At 31.8% G+C, this 16,945-nt stretch carries 16 protein-coding genes; 9 read left to right on the forward strand and 7 right to left on the reverse strand.

Annotation, left to right across the window (positions count from 1 at the left end; genetic code table 11):
- The first annotated feature begins 214 nt into the window (after positions 1–214).
- The gene (locus ABNT65_RS17905; protein ID WP_348746502.1) at positions 215–6,415 is read left to right on the forward strand and encodes an Ig-like domain-containing protein; all 6,201 of its coding nucleotides are present in this window, start codon (positions 215–217) and stop codon (positions 6,413–6,415) included.
- Between the two features lie 71 nt (positions 6,416–6,486).
- On the opposite strand, the gene ABNT65_RS17910 is transcribed toward ABNT65_RS17905, so the two are convergent.
- Positions 6,487–7,020, reverse strand: coding sequence for a hypothetical protein (locus tag ABNT65_RS17910; protein WP_348746503.1), 534 nt, complete (start codon positions 7,018–7,020; stop codon positions 6,487–6,489).
- Positions 7,021–7,114: 94 nt separating this feature from the next.
- Between ABNT65_RS17910 and ABNT65_RS17915 the strand changes: the two genes are divergently transcribed.
- Both ABNT65_RS17915 and ABNT65_RS17920 read left to right on the forward strand, forming a co-directional pair.
- On the forward strand, positions 7,115–7,387 hold the full coding sequence (locus ABNT65_RS17915; protein WP_348702621.1) for a hypothetical protein: 273 nt from the start codon (positions 7,115–7,117) through the stop codon (positions 7,385–7,387).
- Between the two features lie 9 nt (positions 7,388–7,396).
- On the forward strand, positions 7,397–7,882 hold the full coding sequence (locus ABNT65_RS17920) for a hypothetical protein (RefSeq protein WP_348746504.1): 486 nt from the start codon (positions 7,397–7,399) through the stop codon (positions 7,880–7,882).
- Here the strand turns inward: ABNT65_RS17920 and truB are convergent.
- The 5 genes from truB to mce form a co-directional block, all read right to left on the reverse strand.
- The gene (truB, locus tag ABNT65_RS17925; protein ID WP_348746505.1) at positions 7,879–8,580 is read right to left on the reverse strand and encodes a tRNA pseudouridine(55) synthase TruB; all 702 of its coding nucleotides are present in this window, start codon (positions 8,578–8,580) and stop codon (positions 7,879–7,881) included. The genes ABNT65_RS17920 and truB overlap by 4 nt on opposite strands.
- On the reverse strand, positions 8,581–9,375 hold the full coding sequence (locus ABNT65_RS17930) for an undecaprenyl-diphosphate phosphatase (protein ID WP_348702625.1): 795 nt from the start codon (positions 9,373–9,375) through the stop codon (positions 8,581–8,583).
- Positions 9,376–9,377: 2 nt separating this feature from the next.
- A complete protein-coding gene (locus tag ABNT65_RS17935; RefSeq protein WP_348702626.1) occupies positions 9,378–9,620 on the reverse strand; it encodes a DUF3098 domain-containing protein in 243 nt (80 codons plus the stop codon).
- A gap of 37 nt (positions 9,621–9,657) precedes the next feature.
- Positions 9,658–10,536: a cell division protein FtsX gene (locus ABNT65_RS17940; RefSeq protein WP_348702627.1), complete on the reverse strand. Its 879-nt coding sequence runs from the start codon at positions 10,534–10,536 to the stop codon at positions 9,658–9,660.
- Between the two features lie 149 nt (positions 10,537–10,685).
- The gene (mce, locus tag ABNT65_RS17945) at positions 10,686–11,093 is read right to left on the reverse strand and encodes a methylmalonyl-CoA epimerase (protein ID WP_348702628.1); all 408 of its coding nucleotides are present in this window, start codon (positions 11,091–11,093) and stop codon (positions 10,686–10,688) included.
- Positions 11,094–11,372: 279 nt separating this feature from the next.
- On the opposite strand from mce, the gene ABNT65_RS17950 reads away from it, so the two are divergent.
- From ABNT65_RS17950 to ABNT65_RS17975, 6 genes are all read left to right on the forward strand, one after another.
- Complete coding sequence (locus ABNT65_RS17950; RefSeq protein ID WP_348736691.1) at positions 11,373–12,065, forward strand: hypothetical protein; 693 nt, start codon at positions 11,373–11,375, stop codon at positions 12,063–12,065.
- 15 nt (positions 12,066–12,080) lie between these two features.
- Positions 12,081–12,674 carry a hypothetical protein gene (locus tag ABNT65_RS17955; RefSeq protein WP_348746506.1) on the forward strand — a complete coding sequence of 198 codons (594 nt, stop codon included), beginning with the start codon at positions 12,081–12,083 and terminating at the stop codon, positions 12,672–12,674.
- Positions 12,650–13,396: a sensor histidine kinase gene (locus tag ABNT65_RS17960; RefSeq protein ID WP_348702630.1), complete on the forward strand. Its 747-nt coding sequence runs from the start codon at positions 12,650–12,652 to the stop codon at positions 13,394–13,396. The genes ABNT65_RS17955 and ABNT65_RS17960 overlap by 25 nt, the downstream gene beginning before the upstream one ends.
- A 44-nt stretch (positions 13,397–13,440) precedes the next feature.
- Positions 13,441–14,088: a response regulator transcription factor gene (locus ABNT65_RS17965; RefSeq protein ID WP_348702667.1), complete on the forward strand. Its 648-nt coding sequence runs from the start codon at positions 13,441–13,443 to the stop codon at positions 14,086–14,088.
- 155 nt (positions 14,089–14,243) lie between these two features.
- Positions 14,244–14,639 (forward strand): 30S ribosome-binding factor RbfA, encoded by a 396-nt coding sequence (gene rbfA, locus ABNT65_RS17970; RefSeq protein ID WP_348736687.1) that lies wholly within the window; start codon positions 14,244–14,246, stop codon positions 14,637–14,639.
- An 81-nt stretch (positions 14,640–14,720) separates the two neighbouring features.
- The gene (locus ABNT65_RS17975) at positions 14,721–15,923 is read left to right on the forward strand and encodes an ABC transporter permease (protein ID WP_348746507.1); all 1,203 of its coding nucleotides are present in this window, start codon (positions 14,721–14,723) and stop codon (positions 15,921–15,923) included.
- A gap of 40 nt (positions 15,924–15,963) precedes the next feature.
- Here ABNT65_RS17975 and dusB read toward each other — a convergent pair whose 3' ends face one another.
- Positions 15,964–16,944 (reverse strand): tRNA dihydrouridine synthase DusB, encoded by a 981-nt coding sequence (dusB, locus tag ABNT65_RS17980; RefSeq protein WP_348702668.1) that lies wholly within the window; start codon positions 16,942–16,944, stop codon positions 15,964–15,966.
- Position 16,945: the final 1 nt, after the last annotated feature.

The following is a 16,945-nucleotide window of genomic DNA, read 5'->3' on the forward strand; positions in this document are numbered from 1 at the left end:
TCATTCAGCTTTAATAAAATAACAGACTGTAAACCCCTCGTGTAAACACAAGTTAATAAGAGATAAATAAAAAATATAAAAATATTTGGGTAACACCAATACAAAAAAAGAACAACTATATAATTAGAATATAAAATAGTAAACAGTAAATATAAAAAGAATACTTTACGTATTTTTAAACTCATTTTTTTAAATCAAAAACCAATCAAGCACTATGAAAAAAAAAGTACTATTCTTTACACTTTTTTTATGCTTTTTATCATTAAAAGCGCAAGAACTTACCGCAACATTTACTGTTACGGATGAAAGCTGTAACCTAGGACAAATAACTATCAATGCCTCTGGAGGAGATGGTAATTATGTCTATGCATTTGCAGCTACAGGAGCGAGTCCCACTTCATTTTCAACAACGAATACATTTCAGGTTTCTGCAGGAAGTTACGATGTATATGTTAGAGATAAAGGAGGGCTTTCTGGTTATACTGAGATTACAGAAGTAATAACAGTAAACAGCATACCACCATTGGCAATTACTTTGTCAGTTACACAACCCAATTGTGGTGGCTATACTGGTAATATAACGGTTGCAGTTTCTGGAGGAGCAAGTCCGTATAATTATCAACTTGATAATTATATGGGAGTCGTAATACAACCATATTCTACCACAAGTTCTTTTACAGGATTATTAGAAGGAACATATACCGTATCTGTACAAGATGCTAATGGATGCATTGTCACAGAAATAGTAACTTTAACGACTCCAGCTTTTTTAACAGGTTCAGCTGTTTTAGCACAGCCCTATACTTGTACAAGCCAAGGACAAATTACATTTTCCTTACCAACCGGAGGAACACCTCCGTATCAATATGGAGTAAATGGAGTGTATTCAACTAGTTTAGTAAAAGATAACTTAGCAGCTGGTAATTATGATTTAACAGTTAGGGATGCCAATGGTTGTGAAATAATGTTACCAACTATAACGATTGACCCATTACCAGCTGAGCCTAATTTAGGGTATTCTGTGGATTATAATTGTGACGGTACAGGAAATATTACTGTAACTCCAACTGATGTTAGTTATACGTATACGCTAGATGGAGGAGCAGTACAAACTTCCAATGTTTTCAATAATTTATCAGCAGGAACACATACAGTAGAGGTAGATTATGGAGGAGATTGTACTACTAACATAACAGCTGTAGTTATAAGTAACAATGAGCTTCATGGAACAATGGTTGCAACGGATGTTACTTGTAATGGAGATAGTGATGGAACTATTACAGTAGAAACAATTAACTTTTCAGGAAGTTATGAATATTCAATTGACGGAGGTGCTAACTGGAGTATAGCAACTACAAGCCCACATGTGATTCAAGGATTAACAGCAGGTATGTATGATGTTGCTCTTCGTTCATCGGAGACACCGTCTTGTTCAGTTTTTTTAGGTAGCGTTGCTATAAATGAGTCGCCAGTTATTGCTGTTGCTGCAACATTAACAAAGGAAGTAAGTTGTGATTCTGGAGCAACTATTGAAGCAACGGCAACAGGAGGTAATGGTGCTTATGAATACAACATTGATGGAGGAACTGCTTGGCAGACTTCTTCAACTTTTGAAGATATTGCAGCAGGAACATATCAAATTACAGTAAAAGATAGTAATGGGTGCTTCTCTTCGAGTTACGATATTACAGTTAACCCACCACTAAATATAACATATACAGCAATTACAACTTTATGTTATGATGGCACAAATGGAGAAATAGCAGTTACAGTTACAGAAGGTAATGGAGATTATCAGTTTAGTTTAAATGGAGGGACTTGGGTACAACCTTCGCCTTTAAGTGCAAATACACATACTTTTACAGGTTTAACAGAGGGAACTTACACTGTAAGTGTTAGAGATAGTGCAGGGTGCGAAGGAATAACCAATAGCTATGTTATTAATCCAAAACTAGAAGCGGATTACACTCTAACAAATAGTAGTTGTGATTCGGGAACTGTTGTAGTAAATGCTTTTGGTGGAGAAGGGAACTATGCTTATGCTATCGTTCCTACAGGAACAATAGTTTCATCAGCAGATTTTTCAAATGCAAGTAGTTTTAACCTTACTTCTTCAGGAGTTTATGACCTCTTTGTTAGAGATAATAATGGTGTGTTCCCTTATTGTGAGTCTATTAAAACAATTGATATTAATAATGTAGTAGAACCAATACTACTTAATGGAGCAGTAACTGTAACCGAGTTTGGATGTGCTTCTGGAAATGTAAGTAATGAAGCAGTTGTAAATGTAGATGTTAACGATATTTCGGGAGGCTCAGGAAGTTACACTAGGGCAGTATTCCAATATAATAACGGTACTCCGGGAGATTTATCAGATGACATTATTCAAGATGGTTCAAATTTTACGTTTTCAACGTCAAATATATTAGGAGGAGAAGTTGCGGTAACAGTTTATGATAGCGTAGGATGTTCAGTAAGTACTAGCGCTACTATTGCACCATTTAATGAGATAAGTAATCTAGTAGTTACTGTAAATAAAGTTGCAGATTGTGCTACAGGAGAAGATATAACAGTGACGTATAGTTCTACAAGTTTTTTAACACCTAACTTTACTGTTACTGGAGCATCAACAGGAACCTTACTAAGTAACACAACAGGAGTTTTTAGTAATCTGATGCCTGATACTTATACTATAGATATACTGAATCCAATTACTGGATGTAAAATAAGTGCAATCCATGAAGTTTTAGATTCTTCAGCTTATCAAGTAGATATAAATTCAATAACAGGTGTAACTTGTTTTGGAGATAACTCAGGAACCGTAGTGTTTGGCTTCAGTCCTAATACACCTTATACAGGGAGTTATAATTATGAGGTTTTTGATGTATTTGCAAACCCCATTGGAATATCAGGTAGTGGACAAGGAATTACAACGGTTACTGGATTAGGTGCGGGTGATTTTTTTGTAGCTATTTCAATGATAGATAGCCCATTTTGTAATGTGCAATCATCTAATTTTAGTGTTGAAAGTCCAGCTATAGCTTTAAGCGCTAGTACTCAAACAACAAATGCTTCAGGTGGAACAAATGGAAGCATAATAATTAATGCAAGTGGAGGAATAGCTCCTTATGAATATAGTATTGATGGAGGAATAACTTATATAGCGAATAATGCCTTTACAGATTTACAAGAAGGGAATTATAATATAGCACTAAGAGATGTAAATGGATGTGTGATAACTATGGATGCTATAATTACAACAGATGTTGTTATTACAGATAATGATGGAGATGGTGTTTCTGATATGGAAGATTTAGACGATGATAACGATGGTATTTTAGATACTACTGAAGCAGCTGGACAACCTAATCCAGATGAAGACGATGATAATGATGGAGTGTTAAATTTTGTAGATCCAGACTTAGCAGGATTTGTGGATGCAAATGCAGATGGAGTAAATGATAATTACGATGCAGATTTAGATGGAAAACCAAACCATTTTGATTTAGATAGTGATAATGACAATTTGTTTGATGTAGCTGAAACTTATGGAACAGATACAAATGGTGATGGAAAAGCAGATGATACAGATGGAGATGCTACTAATAATAATGGAATTCCAAGCACCGCAGGAACTGGAATAGATGGTTTATTAGATACGGAAGCGGATGGTTTAGCTAATCATTTGGATAATGATTCGGATAATGATGGAAATATAGATGGAACAGATCCAAATCCACTAGTGGCAACAACAGCTGATGATATTTTAAATGTAAAAGTTGGAGAAAGTGGAATAGTGAATGTTTTAGTGAATGATGATTTTTTACCTGGAGATTTAGTAACTATTTCTAAAATTGGAGGAACTGCAAGTGGAACAGCTACTTTTGATACTGTAGGGAACTTAACTTATACACCTGCTTCTAATGAAGGAGGACAAACGGTTACTATAGCATATCAAGTATGTAACAATACAGATACAACGGATGTTTGTGAAACTGCTACGGTAACAATTACAGTAGAAAGAAATGCACCAGGACCAGATGTTCCTTTTACACAAAGAATACAAGGAGGGGTACAAGTAAGAGGGAATATAACGTTTGCAGCAAATAATATTTTAAACAGAGATGCTAAAAAAACAGGAGAATTGTATAAAAATGATTCAGGGACTTATTATTTATACACAGGAGATGATAATGCTGAGGTAGCTTATAATTCTGACTTATATGTAAAAGAAGGAAGTTCTTACTATCCTTTAAATAATGGACAGTTTTATATGGATTATGTAGATGTTGATGATGCTGATGGAATAGCAGGAAATGATCTTACTTTTTCTTCATCAAAATCAACATTAAATGTGCCAGATAATTCAAAAATTGTATTTGCAGGCTTGTACTGGGCTGGTGTTTATCCTTATGAGAGTTGGGAAACTCAAGGAACGAGAACTGGTACTGTAAATAATATAAAGTTTAAAACTCCAGAGGGAGATTACGAAGATATAGTAGGAGATATTATTTATGATAATGGTGTAGTAGGACAGTCACCTTATGTTTGTTTTAAGGATGTTACCAATCAGTTAACTCAATTAACAAATCCAAATGGTGAATATTATGCGGCAAATATTAAAGCTGTTGTTGGTAAAGACGAAGCTAATGGTTTAGGAGGTTCTGCAGGTTGGAACTTAGTTGTTGTTTATGAAAATGAAAACGAATCGTTAAAAAGCTTTTCAATTTTTGATGGCTTTGCTACTGTAGATGGAGTTAATGATGCCAACGTTAATTTTTCTGGATTTGTCACATTGCCTTCAGGGCCAGTAAGAGCTAAATTATTAACAGCTTCTTTGGAAGGTGATGCTTATATAACAGGAGATCAGTTTCAGATTCAAAATCAAACTGGTGTGTATTTAAATGTTTCAAATTCATTAAATCCAGTAGATAATTACTTTAATAGTACAATAACTAAATACAATCAGCATGATGTTTTGAGTACGAATACTTTAGGGTTTGATGTAGATGTATTTGATGTTGAAAACCCTAATAATAGTATTATACAAAATAACCAAACCTCTTTGGATGTAAGGTTTACAACATCAGGTGATGTGTACTGGCCGTTTTTAGCAGCAATGGCTATTGAATTAGAGGATGTTACAGAATTACCAAATGCAGTAAATGATATGGCTGAGGTAGATAAAAATGGAGTTGTTGTAATAAGTATTTTTGATAATGATGAAAATATATCTGTATCAGATGTTTTCACTATAATGCAACCTGCAAATGGTCAAGTAGTAATTAATGATAATGGTACAGGAGATATTTCTGATGATACAATTACTTATACACCTGATGCTGATTTTGTTGGAGTTGATACCTTTGCTTACGTAATTAGTAATGATAAAGGAGATACAGATACTGCAACGGTTACAGTAACTGTGAATGAAGTGAGTCAGCCATTAGAAATGGATTTACAGATAACTCAAATTCAATGCCCAGGAGAATGTGGAGAAATAAAAGTTGCAGCTACAGGAGGAACAGGTAATTATACTTATGAATTACAATACAATGGAACGACTATAATGACTGGAGTAAATGATGCATTTACGGTGTGTAATTCAGGTAGCTATGCGGTTGTGGTATCAGATGGAACTACAAGTTTAACTAGGTACTTAGATATTGTTGCACCTTATCCAGTAACTATTAATTCAGTTTCAGTAACCCCGTCAGGAATTCTTCCAAGTGGAACGATAGAAGTAGGAGTTATAGGAGGTTCTGGAGTATATGAATATCAATTGAATAATGGAGTATTTACTTCGTCTAATGTATTTGCTGGTTTACAAGCTGGTTCTTATGTATTAACGGTTAGAGATAGCAACGGTTGTCAATCAGCTACATTTAGCGTAACATTAAATGCAATTAATATTGATAATGCAATAGCATTAATTAATGATATTTTAGAAGTAGCTTTTAAAGACGCATTGGCATATCAATGGATTAATGCGGATTCTGGCGATAGAATCTCAGGTGCAACGAATAGAACTTTTAAACCATTAACAGACGGGAGATATCAAGTTGAAATGACCGTACCTAAGCAAAGAATAACCTATTCAGGAGCTAATAAGGTTATGAATATTGTAACTACTACAGATAAAGTATTGTCACCAGTTGTAGAACTTAAAAATGGTACGTTAGGAACGGATACATTTTCAGAGGAAGTATTTAAAATATTTCCTAATCCAGCAGAAACTCATGTAGTTTTACCTTCTAAAACAATCGGTAAAGTTTATAAAGTCTTTTCGCTTTTAGGTGATGAAGTAGAAAGAGGAATTTTAAACGGTAAAAAGTTAGAGGTTGATAAACTTTCAAGTGGCATCTATCTTTTAAAAGTAGAGGGATATAAAACAATTAAATTTGTAAAAAAATAATTACTATTTGAATAGAATATAATTGGAAAGGTTGGCTTCTTGGCCAACCTTTTTTATGTGGTATAAAGCAATTAATGAAAAGAAAAACCAATACCAATAGATATACTATCAAGGTTTCCATTTCTGAAGTTAGCAATCTTTTTTCTATGGAAATCTAAACGTAGCACTCCGTTCCAACGATTACTACTTATAGATAGCATACCTAACCCTATTTTGTAATAATCCCCATTAGAGAATTCGGTAGATAAACGAAACATTTGTCCGTAACTCCCTTCAATAAAATAAGCATCACTATTGTTAGTGATAAAATTATAGCGTAAACTTCCATATAAGGGAATAGAGTTAATGGCATATGAAAAATGATGATCGTAACCAGCATTAATACTAGATGCCCAACGTTTGTTAAATTGATAACCAAAGCCAGTTCTTAATAAAATAGATTTAGGAACAATAAAAGGACCATTGCCTTCTTCAGATAGTTTATAGTTTTGATTAATACCAAAAGTGGTACTCAATGAACCTGTAAAAAAAGCATGACCAGTTTTGTTTTGAGCTGATAAATACGTTTGTAGAAAAATAGTAGTAAATAGTAGTAGTTTTTTCATGTATAGAAATTAATTTTCTCCAAAGAATCAAAAACTATTCCATGATGTAATTGTAACAAAATAAGAAAAGTTACGTCCAATAAATAAAAAAAATATGGGAGGAGAAGGAAGTATACAAGCTATGATTACGGTAATACGTAATAATAAAGATTTATTAATTAGACGTACATTTAGAAACGGGAGAGAAGAACTTTTTAAAGCTAGAAAGGTAGAATTAACGTTTAAAAAATTACCTGAAGAAGAATTAGAAATACTGAAAAATAAAATAGCTTTAAAAGCTAAAAAAGAAAGAAGGATTTATTATTCCTTGGTTTTTATAATTATTACACTTTGCGTACTTCCTTTCATGTATTTACTTTTAAATTAAAAAAAAGTCATGACAGGAGGAAAGATGCACAACTTAAATGTTGCAATAAGTAACATAAAAGGAAAGATTAAGGAAAAGAAACTATATACACGAGATAAAAAACAATTTTTAAAGTCTAGTAATGGAGATTTAATATTTAAAAAAATAGATCAATCTGAGCTAAATAAGGTAAATAAAAGGATAAGAAAGCAAGTTCATTTAGAGCAAAGAAAACATCGAAGCATTGCTTTTATGTTAGTGTTTATGTTTCTGTTGGTTGTGGGGCATATGGTTTATGAAGTTAATAAGACAGAAAAAGAGTTAATAAGCGCTAAAAAAGAACAATACATTCAAGATAACTTACCCAAGTATAGTTATTTTATACAAGATGGAGATGAATGGTTAAAAAAAGGACACTTTAAGAATGCAATCTTTCAATACAGAAAAGCATTGGAGATGTTTCCAAATGATTCTTTAGCAAAAAGTAAATTGTTAGAAATAGAAGCAATACACTAATCGTGGTTCTCATTAGTCAAAGACGAAACAAAACCATCAATACTTTGTGCATTTTCAACAGAAAAATCACCAATTTTAGTGCGCCTTAATGCAGATAAATGTGCACCAGAACTTAAAGCAGCTCCAAAATCATGTGCTAAAGAACGAATGTAAGTTCCTTTACTACAAACCACTCTAAAATCTACTTTAGGAAAATCAATATTAGTAATTTCAAATGCTGTAATTTCTACTTCGCGAGATTTGATTTCAGTAGTTTTACCAGCTCTGGCTAATTCATACAAACGCTTTCCATCTTTTTTAATAGCAGAAAAAATAGGAGGTTTTTGTTGAATCTTACCCACAAACTTTTCGGTAGTATTGTGAAGTAAATCTTCCGTTATATGTTCTGTAGGAAATGTATGGTCAATCTCAGTCTCTAAATCATAGCTTGGAGTTGTACTACCAATAGTAAATGTACCCGTATACTCTTTAATTTGACCTTGATAGGTTTCAATGTTTTTAGTTTGTTTACCTGTACAGATAATTAACAAACCAGTAGCCAAAGGATCTAAAGTTCCAGCATGTCCAACCTTAATCTTTTTAATATTAAACTGTTTACGAATGTGCCAGCGTAACTTGTTAACCGCTTGGAAAGAAGTCCACTCTAAAGGTTTATCAATTAATAAAACCTGTCCGTTTTTAAAATCTTCAGCTGTCATTTAAGAAAATAAAGAATAAGCAATAGCGATACAACCAACAATAGCACAGTAAATAGAAAAATAAGATAGCTTACTTTTCTTAACTAAAGCAATCATCCAATTACAAGCTAATAATCCAGAAACAAAAGCCGCAATAAAACCAGCCGATAAAGGCAAGATTTCAGAGCTTTGAAAATTAATATCTCCACCTAAAATATCTTTCGCTACCTTTCCAAAAATTAATGGCACTACCATTAAAAAAGAAAAACGAGCTGCTTTGGTCCTATCAACTCCCAATAAAACAGAGGTAGAAATAGTAGCTCCAGACCTAGAAATACCAGGAAGCATTGCAATAGCTTGTGAAATACCAATAATTACCGAGTTAGAAAAAGAGACATTCTTGTTGGTGTTTTTAGCTTTGTCTGCTAATAATAACAAAGCAGCAGTAACTAATAACATAACACCAACCAGTAATATTTTACCACCAAAAAAACTTTCTAGTTGCTCTTCAAAAGCCAAACCTATAATAACAGCAGGAATCATGGAAAGCACAATTTTTAAAGAGAATTTTGTTTGTTCGTTCCATTTAAACTGAAACAAACCTTTAAAAATATCAGCAACCTCTTTTCTAAAAATAACTAAAGTACTTAATGCGGTTGCAGCGTGTAAAACTACAGTAAAGGTTAAGCTCTCTTCAGGTACAGAAGTATCACCAAATATAGCTTTGGCTAATTCTAAATGACCACTTGAAGAAACCGGTAAAAATTCAGTTAAACCTTGAATAATACCAAGGATTATAGCTTCTAATACATCCATGCTTATTTTTTTGGGTTGGCTAAAATAGCATAAATTTCAATACCAAGGCCAATAATAACTAAAGTTGGAGCTAAACGAATACGACGCCACCCATAAATCTCAGGATTAAAAACATTAGGATTGTCGCTACCGCCACCAGCCATTAAAATAAAGCCTAGGGCAATAACAGCAATACCAATAAGCATAATAAGGTAATTACGTTTGCCAAATAAAAATTCTTGTTCAGGTTTATGAGTATCTTTCATAAAGAAAATTTTAACAATAAGTTGAATATTTTAGTTACTAATAATATAAATCGTTTGTTTGTAAGTTTAAAAAACGTTGTGTAGCAAAGAATGTACTAATCCATGTTATAAAAAAGGCAATAGAAATAACTCCTAGTGCTACATACCCTAACGCAACATAATCTTTCAACAATTCTAAAGTAGGTACATATTTGTCTACATAATAAATTAAGCCCAGTAAACTAACTAAGGCAATAGCTGCACCTAGTAAACCAAGCCTCATACTTTGCCAAATAAAAGGTTTTCTAATAAAACGTTTGGTTGCACCTACCATTTGCATGGTTTTGATATTGAAACGTTTAGAGTAAATTGCTAATCGTATTGAGCTGTTGATTAAAATGATAGCTACTAAACCAAAGAATCCACTTAAAATCAGTAGCCAAAAACTCATACGTTTAATGTTTTTGGTTAATAACTCAACCAAAGGTTTGTCATAATTTACTTCAGCAACAAAACTATTTTTTTCGTATTTCTTTTCAATTTCCTGCATTTTTTCAGGCGTTACAAAATCGGCATTTAAGTATATGTCAATACCATTTTTTAATGGATTGTCACCTAAAAACTTTAAAAAATCTTCTCCTAAATCCTTTTTGTAAGCTTTAGCAGCTTGTTCTTTAGTAACGTATACCAAGTTTCTGGTAAAGTCTTCTTTCTGAATAGTGGCTTTAAAATCGGTTACTTGCTTTTTAGTTACGTTATCTTTTAAAAATAAAGTCATAACTACTTTTTCTTTAAAATGATTTGCTACTTTGGTTGACTTTAATAGTACTAAGCCAAGAATACCAATCATAAAAAGAACCAAAGCAATACTTACTACTACAGAAACGTAAGAAGATTGTAAGCGTCGTTTTTGAAAAGAATCAAAAGATGTAGACATTTTTAGTGAAAAATTTTAACTCCGCAAGATACTAAATACTTTCTATTCCACAGTGTATCATTAGTACATGTTTTGTATAACAAAATGTTAATAGTGTTCGTATAAAATTTTAAGGGATTATGTTTATGATATATACAAAGTAGTTAATTTTACTGCCTACTTATTTCTTGGCATAATTCAATTAGCACTCCATTGGTAGTTTTAGGGTGTAAAAAAGCCACTAACTTATTATCAGCACCTTTTTTAGGTGTTTCATTCAAAACAGTAAAACCTTCATTTTTCAAACGCTGAATTTCAGAAACAATATCATCTACAGCAAAAGCAATATGATGAATACCTTCTCCCTTTTTCTCTATAAACTTTGCAATAGGACTATCCGCTTTTGTAGCTTCAAGTAATTCTATTTTGTTTGGTCCTGATTTAAAAAAAGAAGTTTTTACACCTTCACTGGCTACTTCCTCAATTTTATAATGCGCTTCTCCAAAAAGTGAAGCAAATAGTTTGTTAGACTTTTCTAAATCTTTAACAGCAATACCTATGTGTTCTATTTTATCCATAAGATAAAAGTACATAATATTTTCAAGTATCATAATAGTTATAAATAGAATGAACGATGATAACTGATAATTGAGCGAAAAACTAATCACACTACTAAAAAAGAAAAACAATCAAGAGTAAAAACCATAAAAACGTTACAGGGGAATCGCTTTGTAAGGAAAGGGGTTTTTCCTGAAAGTTATTTGTAAAACGTTGATTTACTTAGTAAAATAAAAAAACAACTTGTTTTTCTCTGATAGAAGCATGTATATTTGGCTAACATAAAAACCAAATTTATTATGAACAAAAAAAACGTACTAACTATAATCGTAGAATTTTTAAAAAGACTCTTTGGGAAAGAGTGTGACTGCGAAGAATGTATAGAGAAAGGTAGTGAAAGAGGTATCTTTTGTTATAAAGATGAAGGAAGAACGGAAGAAATGTTAAGTTACCCAGAAGTAATTGAAATGCTAAAACACTATGACTTAACAAGGATTGAACCTGTAGAACGTATGTTAGGCTACGAGGATTCCAGAGTTAATACTTTTGATTTTTTACAGTTTAAAAAGTATTTAGGACATATTGAGAATTTGAGTAAAAAAGCTGGGATTAGAATTACAGGTATAAGTTTTATAAATACTGTAAAACCAAATCATGATGAGAAAGAAAAAGGATACGGAAGTTTAATTTATATTCCAACTACCACAATGAATGGAGAACAAATAGCTTTTGACCCAGTACAATCGGCTAATAGAGGTAAGTTAGTAACTTTTAGAGAAATGTTAGCGGAATATGGTTACAATTGGATTTATGACACAGAAGGTGCTTACAAGGAAGGAAAACGAAAAGATAATAATTACAGCATAGAGAATCTACAAAAGCAAGAATCTCAAAAGTCACAAAATGTACAGGAATTTAAGTCTTTTGCGTTAAGAGGAGCCGAAGGTGAAAGTGGCGCTGGGAATTGGGGAACTAGAAAACCTCCTTATTAAAAAATGAAATCATAGATGTTAAAAGATATCACACTAATCATACAAATTATTACGGCATTAATTTCTTGTTTCTTGTATAAGAAATATTCTTCAAGTTTTTATAGATTTTTGGTTGTGATTATAGTAGTTTCTGCTTTTGTAGAAGTTTGGGGCTATTATGATGGAACTATTTTATTAATTTGGAATATATACACAATACTAATGTTTGTTCTTATATATCTTTTGTTTAAAGAGATTTTAAAAGGAAAAATTATTTTATTAATTTGTAACATACTCTTGTTTTTTTTGTTATTAGTGGGATTGTTTACTCTTTTTGATGATAGTTTGTTTTATAAGCTTTTGATAGTGGGATCAGTAAGTACGAGTATGTTTTCGTTTTTCTATTTAAGGCAATTACTATTATCAAATGAAATTTTAAATTATAAAAAATTAATGCCATTTTGGGTTTCTGTAGGGTTTTTAGTATTTTACCTACCTGCAATTCCTTTTTTTACACTTTGGGAATATATGAAAGATAGAGATTTGTTTTTCATTTTGAAGATATTAATTATCTTAATGAACTTATTTATCATTTATGGTTTACTATGGAGCAAGAAGGAAGAGTATTAATTGTAACAACAGTAATAATTGTTTTAGTTGTCGTATTTCTAGTAATATTATTTACGGTTTTTCAACGACGTAAAAACAAATTATTATTAGAAAGGGAAGAGATTAAAAAAAGTTTTGAAAAAGAAATAGCAGAAACACAAATAGAAATCCGTGAGGAAACCTTACGGAATATTAGTTGGGAATTGCATGATAATATTGGGCAACTCTTAACCTTAGCAAAAATACAATTGCAACATGCTACTCCAGAAAGCTTAGAAGACATCACAGAAACTATAGGGAAAAGTTTAAATGAAATCCGGGCTTTATCTAAGCTAATCAATCCAGAGTTTATTAATAATATAAAGTTTGTAGATGCTTTACAGTTAGAAATTGAACGATTTAATAGACTTAATTATATCGAGGCGAGCTTAAAAATAGTTGGAGAGAAAAGAGAAGTGAATCAAAAACATGGAATTATTATGTTTAGAGTGTTGCAAGAATTTTTTTCAAACACAATAAAACATTCTAAAGCAACTAGTTTGGAAGTGTTATTGGAGTTTAAGGATAACAAGTTGAATATTAAAGCAAAAGATAATGGTGTAGGGTTTGATGTTAATAAAGTATCATTAAATGGAATTGGTTTAAAAAACATAAAAGCAAGAATAAAATTGATAAAAGCAGAGGCTGAGTTAAAATCCGAAGAAAAAAAAGGTACAACATTAACAATTAATTACTATTTTTAAGTATTCCCCAGTTGATAAAATATAACTAACCAAACCATACTATTATTATGAAATACTCGGTCGTTGTTGTTGATGATCATACGTTGTTATCACAAGCCATTGAAGGAATGGTAAATACTTTTGATAAATTTAAAGTGTTGTACACTTGTAAAAACGGACAAGAAGTATCGGATAAATTTTTAGGGTCACCCAGAAATGTACCTGATATCGTACTAATGGACGTAAATATGCCAGTCATGAATGGTATTGAAACTACCCAATGGATAGTAGAAAATTACCCACAGGTACATGTAATGGCACTTTCAGTTGAAGATGCAGATAATACCATTTTAAAAATGCTAAAGGCAGGAGCTGTAGGTTACCTATTAAAAGATACTCAAAAAGAAGTTTTAGAAAAAGCATTGTTAGAGCTAATGGAAAATGGCTTTTATCATACAAAAGAAGTAACCAATTTGTTGTTGGATTCTGTATCAGGTAAAAACAGTAGAAGTAACGTGAGTTTTAAAGAGAATGAATTAACGTTTATGCGTTTAGCATGTTCAGAGTTGACGTATAAGGAAATTGCAGATAAAATGTTTTTAAGCCCTAAAACTATTGATGGCTATAGAGATAGTTTATTTACCAAATTAAATGTGAGAAATAGAGTAGGGCTAGTTATGTATGCTATCAAAAATAAAATTTATACACCTTAAGAAAAAGTTTAGTACAAAAAATTTCCTAAAGATTAAGTAAATTAAATGTAAATAGGCTCTATGAAACCATAAGAAATAAATATCACTTAAAAAGTGATTGTTTACAGCTAAAAAATTATTCGTTATTTCAGTCTAATATTCCGTAAATTTGCAATATGGAAGAAACAAATAGACAACGTAAGATAGCAGGAGTATTGCAGCAGGATTTAGTAGATGTTTTACAACGTGCTGCACAAGATGGAATGAAAGGAGTAATTATTTCGGTTTCTAAAGTTTCCGTTACGGCAGATTTAGGAGTTGCAAAAGTGTACTTAAGTGTTTTTCCTTCTGAAAAAAGAGATGAAATAGTAAAAGGTGTGGTGTCAAATACACCGTTAATTCGTCATGAATTAGCACAAAGAACAAGAAATCAGTTACGTAGAATGCCAGAGCTTTTATTTTTTGGAGATGATAGTTTAGATTATATTGAAGAGATCGACAAGTCTTTAAAAGGAGAAGATGAAAACCCTATCAAAAATCCAGATATCTTACCAAGACGTCAAAAGCGTTAAGTATTACAAAAAAAGGTAGGTTAGTTGGAAAAAATCCCTAATTTTGGATGATAAAACGATTTCAAATAATCTACCCATTTATTGAACTTTTCTTTATACATAGCTAAGCGATATTTATTTTCTAAAAGCGGAACCAACGCTATTAATATCATTACACTTATAGCCATTTTTGGAGTTGTTGTTGGAACTACGGCTTTGTTTATTGTGTTATCTGTTTTTTCTGGTTTAAGAACATTTAGTGATTCGTTGTTAGAAGCTTCTGATCCAGATATAAAAATAACCGCATCAAAAGGGAAACAGTTTGAGTATACAAATAAGGTAAAAGAAGTTTTAAAAACTAAAGCTGATATTCAAGCTAGTTCAACGGTTATAGAACAACGCGCTTCTTTAAAGTATAAAGACAAAAATCATATCGCTTATATAAAAGGAGTTGAAGAAAATTATAATAAAGTAGTCAAAGTAGATTCCTCTTTAGTGGTTGGTTCTTGGCTAAATACTGATTATAAAAATACGGCAGTTATAGGTTATGGAATTTCTTATAAATTATCTTTAGGAATCATGAATTTTGGAGAGCCTTTACAAGTTTTAGTCCCAAAACCAGGTAAAGGATTCATTAACCCTAATAATGCTTTTAATTCAGTTAAAACACAAATTATAGGAGTCTATTCAGGTTCGGAAGATTTTCAAAATAAGTTTGTATTTACCAATATAAATCTTGCTAGAGAACTATTAGGATATGAAGAAAACAAGGTAACAGGAATAGAGCTTAAACTAAAAGAAGGAATAGATCCAATGTCTGTAAGAGATGATTTAGCAGAAGAGTTAGGGGAAACTTTTAGTGTGAAAACAAAAAGGCAATTAAATGCCTTGTATTATAAAGTAGTAAATACAGAAAACTTTATATCCTATCTAATGGCAACGTTAATAATAATTATAGCCTTATTTAATGTAATTGGTTCTATAATAATGATGATTATTGATAAGAAGACCAATTTAAAAACATTGCTGAATTTAGGAGGTAGCGTAAAGGATATAAAAAAGATTTTTGTTTACCAAGGTTTCCTGTTAGCCATAGTGGGAATGTGTGTAGGTTTGTTGTTAGGAATTGTAGTAGTTTTATTACAATTACATTATGGTATAATTATGATATCAGAAAGTTTACCATATCCGGTAGAGTTCAAATGGATAAACTTAATAGTTGTAACAATAACAATAACAATACTTGGTTTTATTGCTTCTAAAATTGCAAGTTCAAGAATATCTTTAGAATTTCTTGAGAGATAAAAACAATCATATTCAATATAAAAAAGGTTCTTAGTTAATACTAAGAACCAAACTTTTCTTTGACTAGCTCAAAAGTATCAAAAACATCTTGAGGATCGTCAGAAGTAACCATTTTAAGACGATATTCTTTAAAATGTGGAATTCCTTTAAAATAGTTAGTATAATGTCTTCTAGTTTCAACAACACCTAAATGTTCGCCTTTCCAGTCAATAGACATCTCTAAGTGACGACGAGCCATTTCTGCACGTTCAACAATACTAGGTTTCGGTAAGTGTTCACCAGTTTTAAAAAAGTGTTTTACTTCGTTAAAAAACCAAGGATAACCAATAGAAGCTCTACCTATCATACATCCATCTAAACCATATTTGTCTCGCATCTCCATAGCTCTTTCAGGAGAGTCAACGTCTCCATTTCCAAAAACAGGAATGTGCATTCTAGGGTTGTTTTTAACTTCAGCAATTGGTTTCCAATCAGCATTCCCTTTATACATTTGTGCTCTAGTACGTCCATGGATAGAAATAGCTTTACAACCAACGTCTTGTAAACGTTCGGCAACTTCTACGATTCTAATAGAATCATGATCCCAACCTAAACGAGTTTTAACAGTTATAGGTAAGCTAGTATGTTTAACCATAGCTTCGGTTAACTTAACCATCAGGTCAATATCTTTTAAAATACCAGCACCAGCACCTTTAGAAACTACTTTTTTTACTGGGCAACCAAAGTTAATATCAATAATATCCGGATTGGTTTTTTCAACAATCTCAACAGAACGTAGCATTGAATCTAGGTTAGCTCCAAATATTTGAATACCAACTGGACGCTCCTTTTCATAAATATCTAACTTCATCACGCTTTTAGCGGCATCACGAATTAAACCTTCAGAGGAAATAAATTCGGTATAAACAACATCTGCTCCGTTCTCTTTACATAAAGCTCTAAAAGGAGGATCACTAACATCTTCCATTGGTGCTAGTAAAAGCGGAAAATCAGGTAACTCTATCTTATCTATTTTAACCAAA

The organism is Tenacibaculum sp. 190524A02b, from assembly GCF_964036645.1.
Taxonomy (GTDB): Bacteria; Bacteroidota; Bacteroidia; order Flavobacteriales; family Flavobacteriaceae; genus Polaribacter; species Polaribacter vairaonense.

What these genes read in the sequence shown, in the direction of transcription:
- ABNT65_RS17905 (WP_348746502.1), top strand. Translation starts at nt 215, where the DNA reads ATGAAAAAAAAAGTACTATTCTTTACACTTTTTTTATGCTTTTTATCA.
- ABNT65_RS17910 (WP_348746503.1), bottom strand. Translation starts at nt 7,020, where the DNA reads ATGAAAAAACTACTACTATTTACTACTATTTTTCTACAAACGTATTTA.
- ABNT65_RS17915 (WP_348702621.1), top strand. Translation starts at nt 7,115, where the DNA reads ATGGGAGGAGAAGGAAGTATACAAGCTATGATTACGGTAATACGTAAT.
- ABNT65_RS17920 (WP_348746504.1), top strand. Translation starts at nt 7,397, where the DNA reads ATGACAGGAGGAAAGATGCACAACTTAAATGTTGCAATAAGTAACATA.
- truB (WP_348746505.1), bottom strand. Translation starts at nt 8,580, where the DNA reads ATGACAGCTGAAGATTTTAAAAACGGACAGGTTTTATTAATTGATAAA.
- ABNT65_RS17930 (WP_348702625.1), bottom strand. Translation starts at nt 9,375, where the DNA reads ATGGATGTATTAGAAGCTATAATCCTTGGTATTATTCAAGGTTTAACT.
- ABNT65_RS17935 (WP_348702626.1), bottom strand. Translation starts at nt 9,620, where the DNA reads ATGAAAGATACTCATAAACCTGAACAAGAATTTTTATTTGGCAAACGT.
- ABNT65_RS17940 (WP_348702627.1), bottom strand. Translation starts at nt 10,536, where the DNA reads ATGTCTACATCTTTTGATTCTTTTCAAAAACGACGCTTACAATCTTCT.
- mce (WP_348702628.1), bottom strand. Translation starts at nt 11,093, where the DNA reads ATGGATAAAATAGAACACATAGGTATTGCTGTTAAAGATTTAGAAAAG.
- ABNT65_RS17950 (WP_348736691.1), top strand. Translation starts at nt 11,373, where the DNA reads ATGAACAAAAAAAACGTACTAACTATAATCGTAGAATTTTTAAAAAGA.
- ABNT65_RS17955 (WP_348746506.1), top strand. Translation starts at nt 12,081, where the DNA reads ATGTTAAAAGATATCACACTAATCATACAAATTATTACGGCATTAATT.
- ABNT65_RS17960 (WP_348702630.1), top strand. Translation starts at nt 12,650, where the DNA reads ATGGAGCAAGAAGGAAGAGTATTAATTGTAACAACAGTAATAATTGTT.
- rbfA (WP_348736687.1), top strand. Translation starts at nt 14,244, where the DNA reads ATGGAAGAAACAAATAGACAACGTAAGATAGCAGGAGTATTGCAGCAG.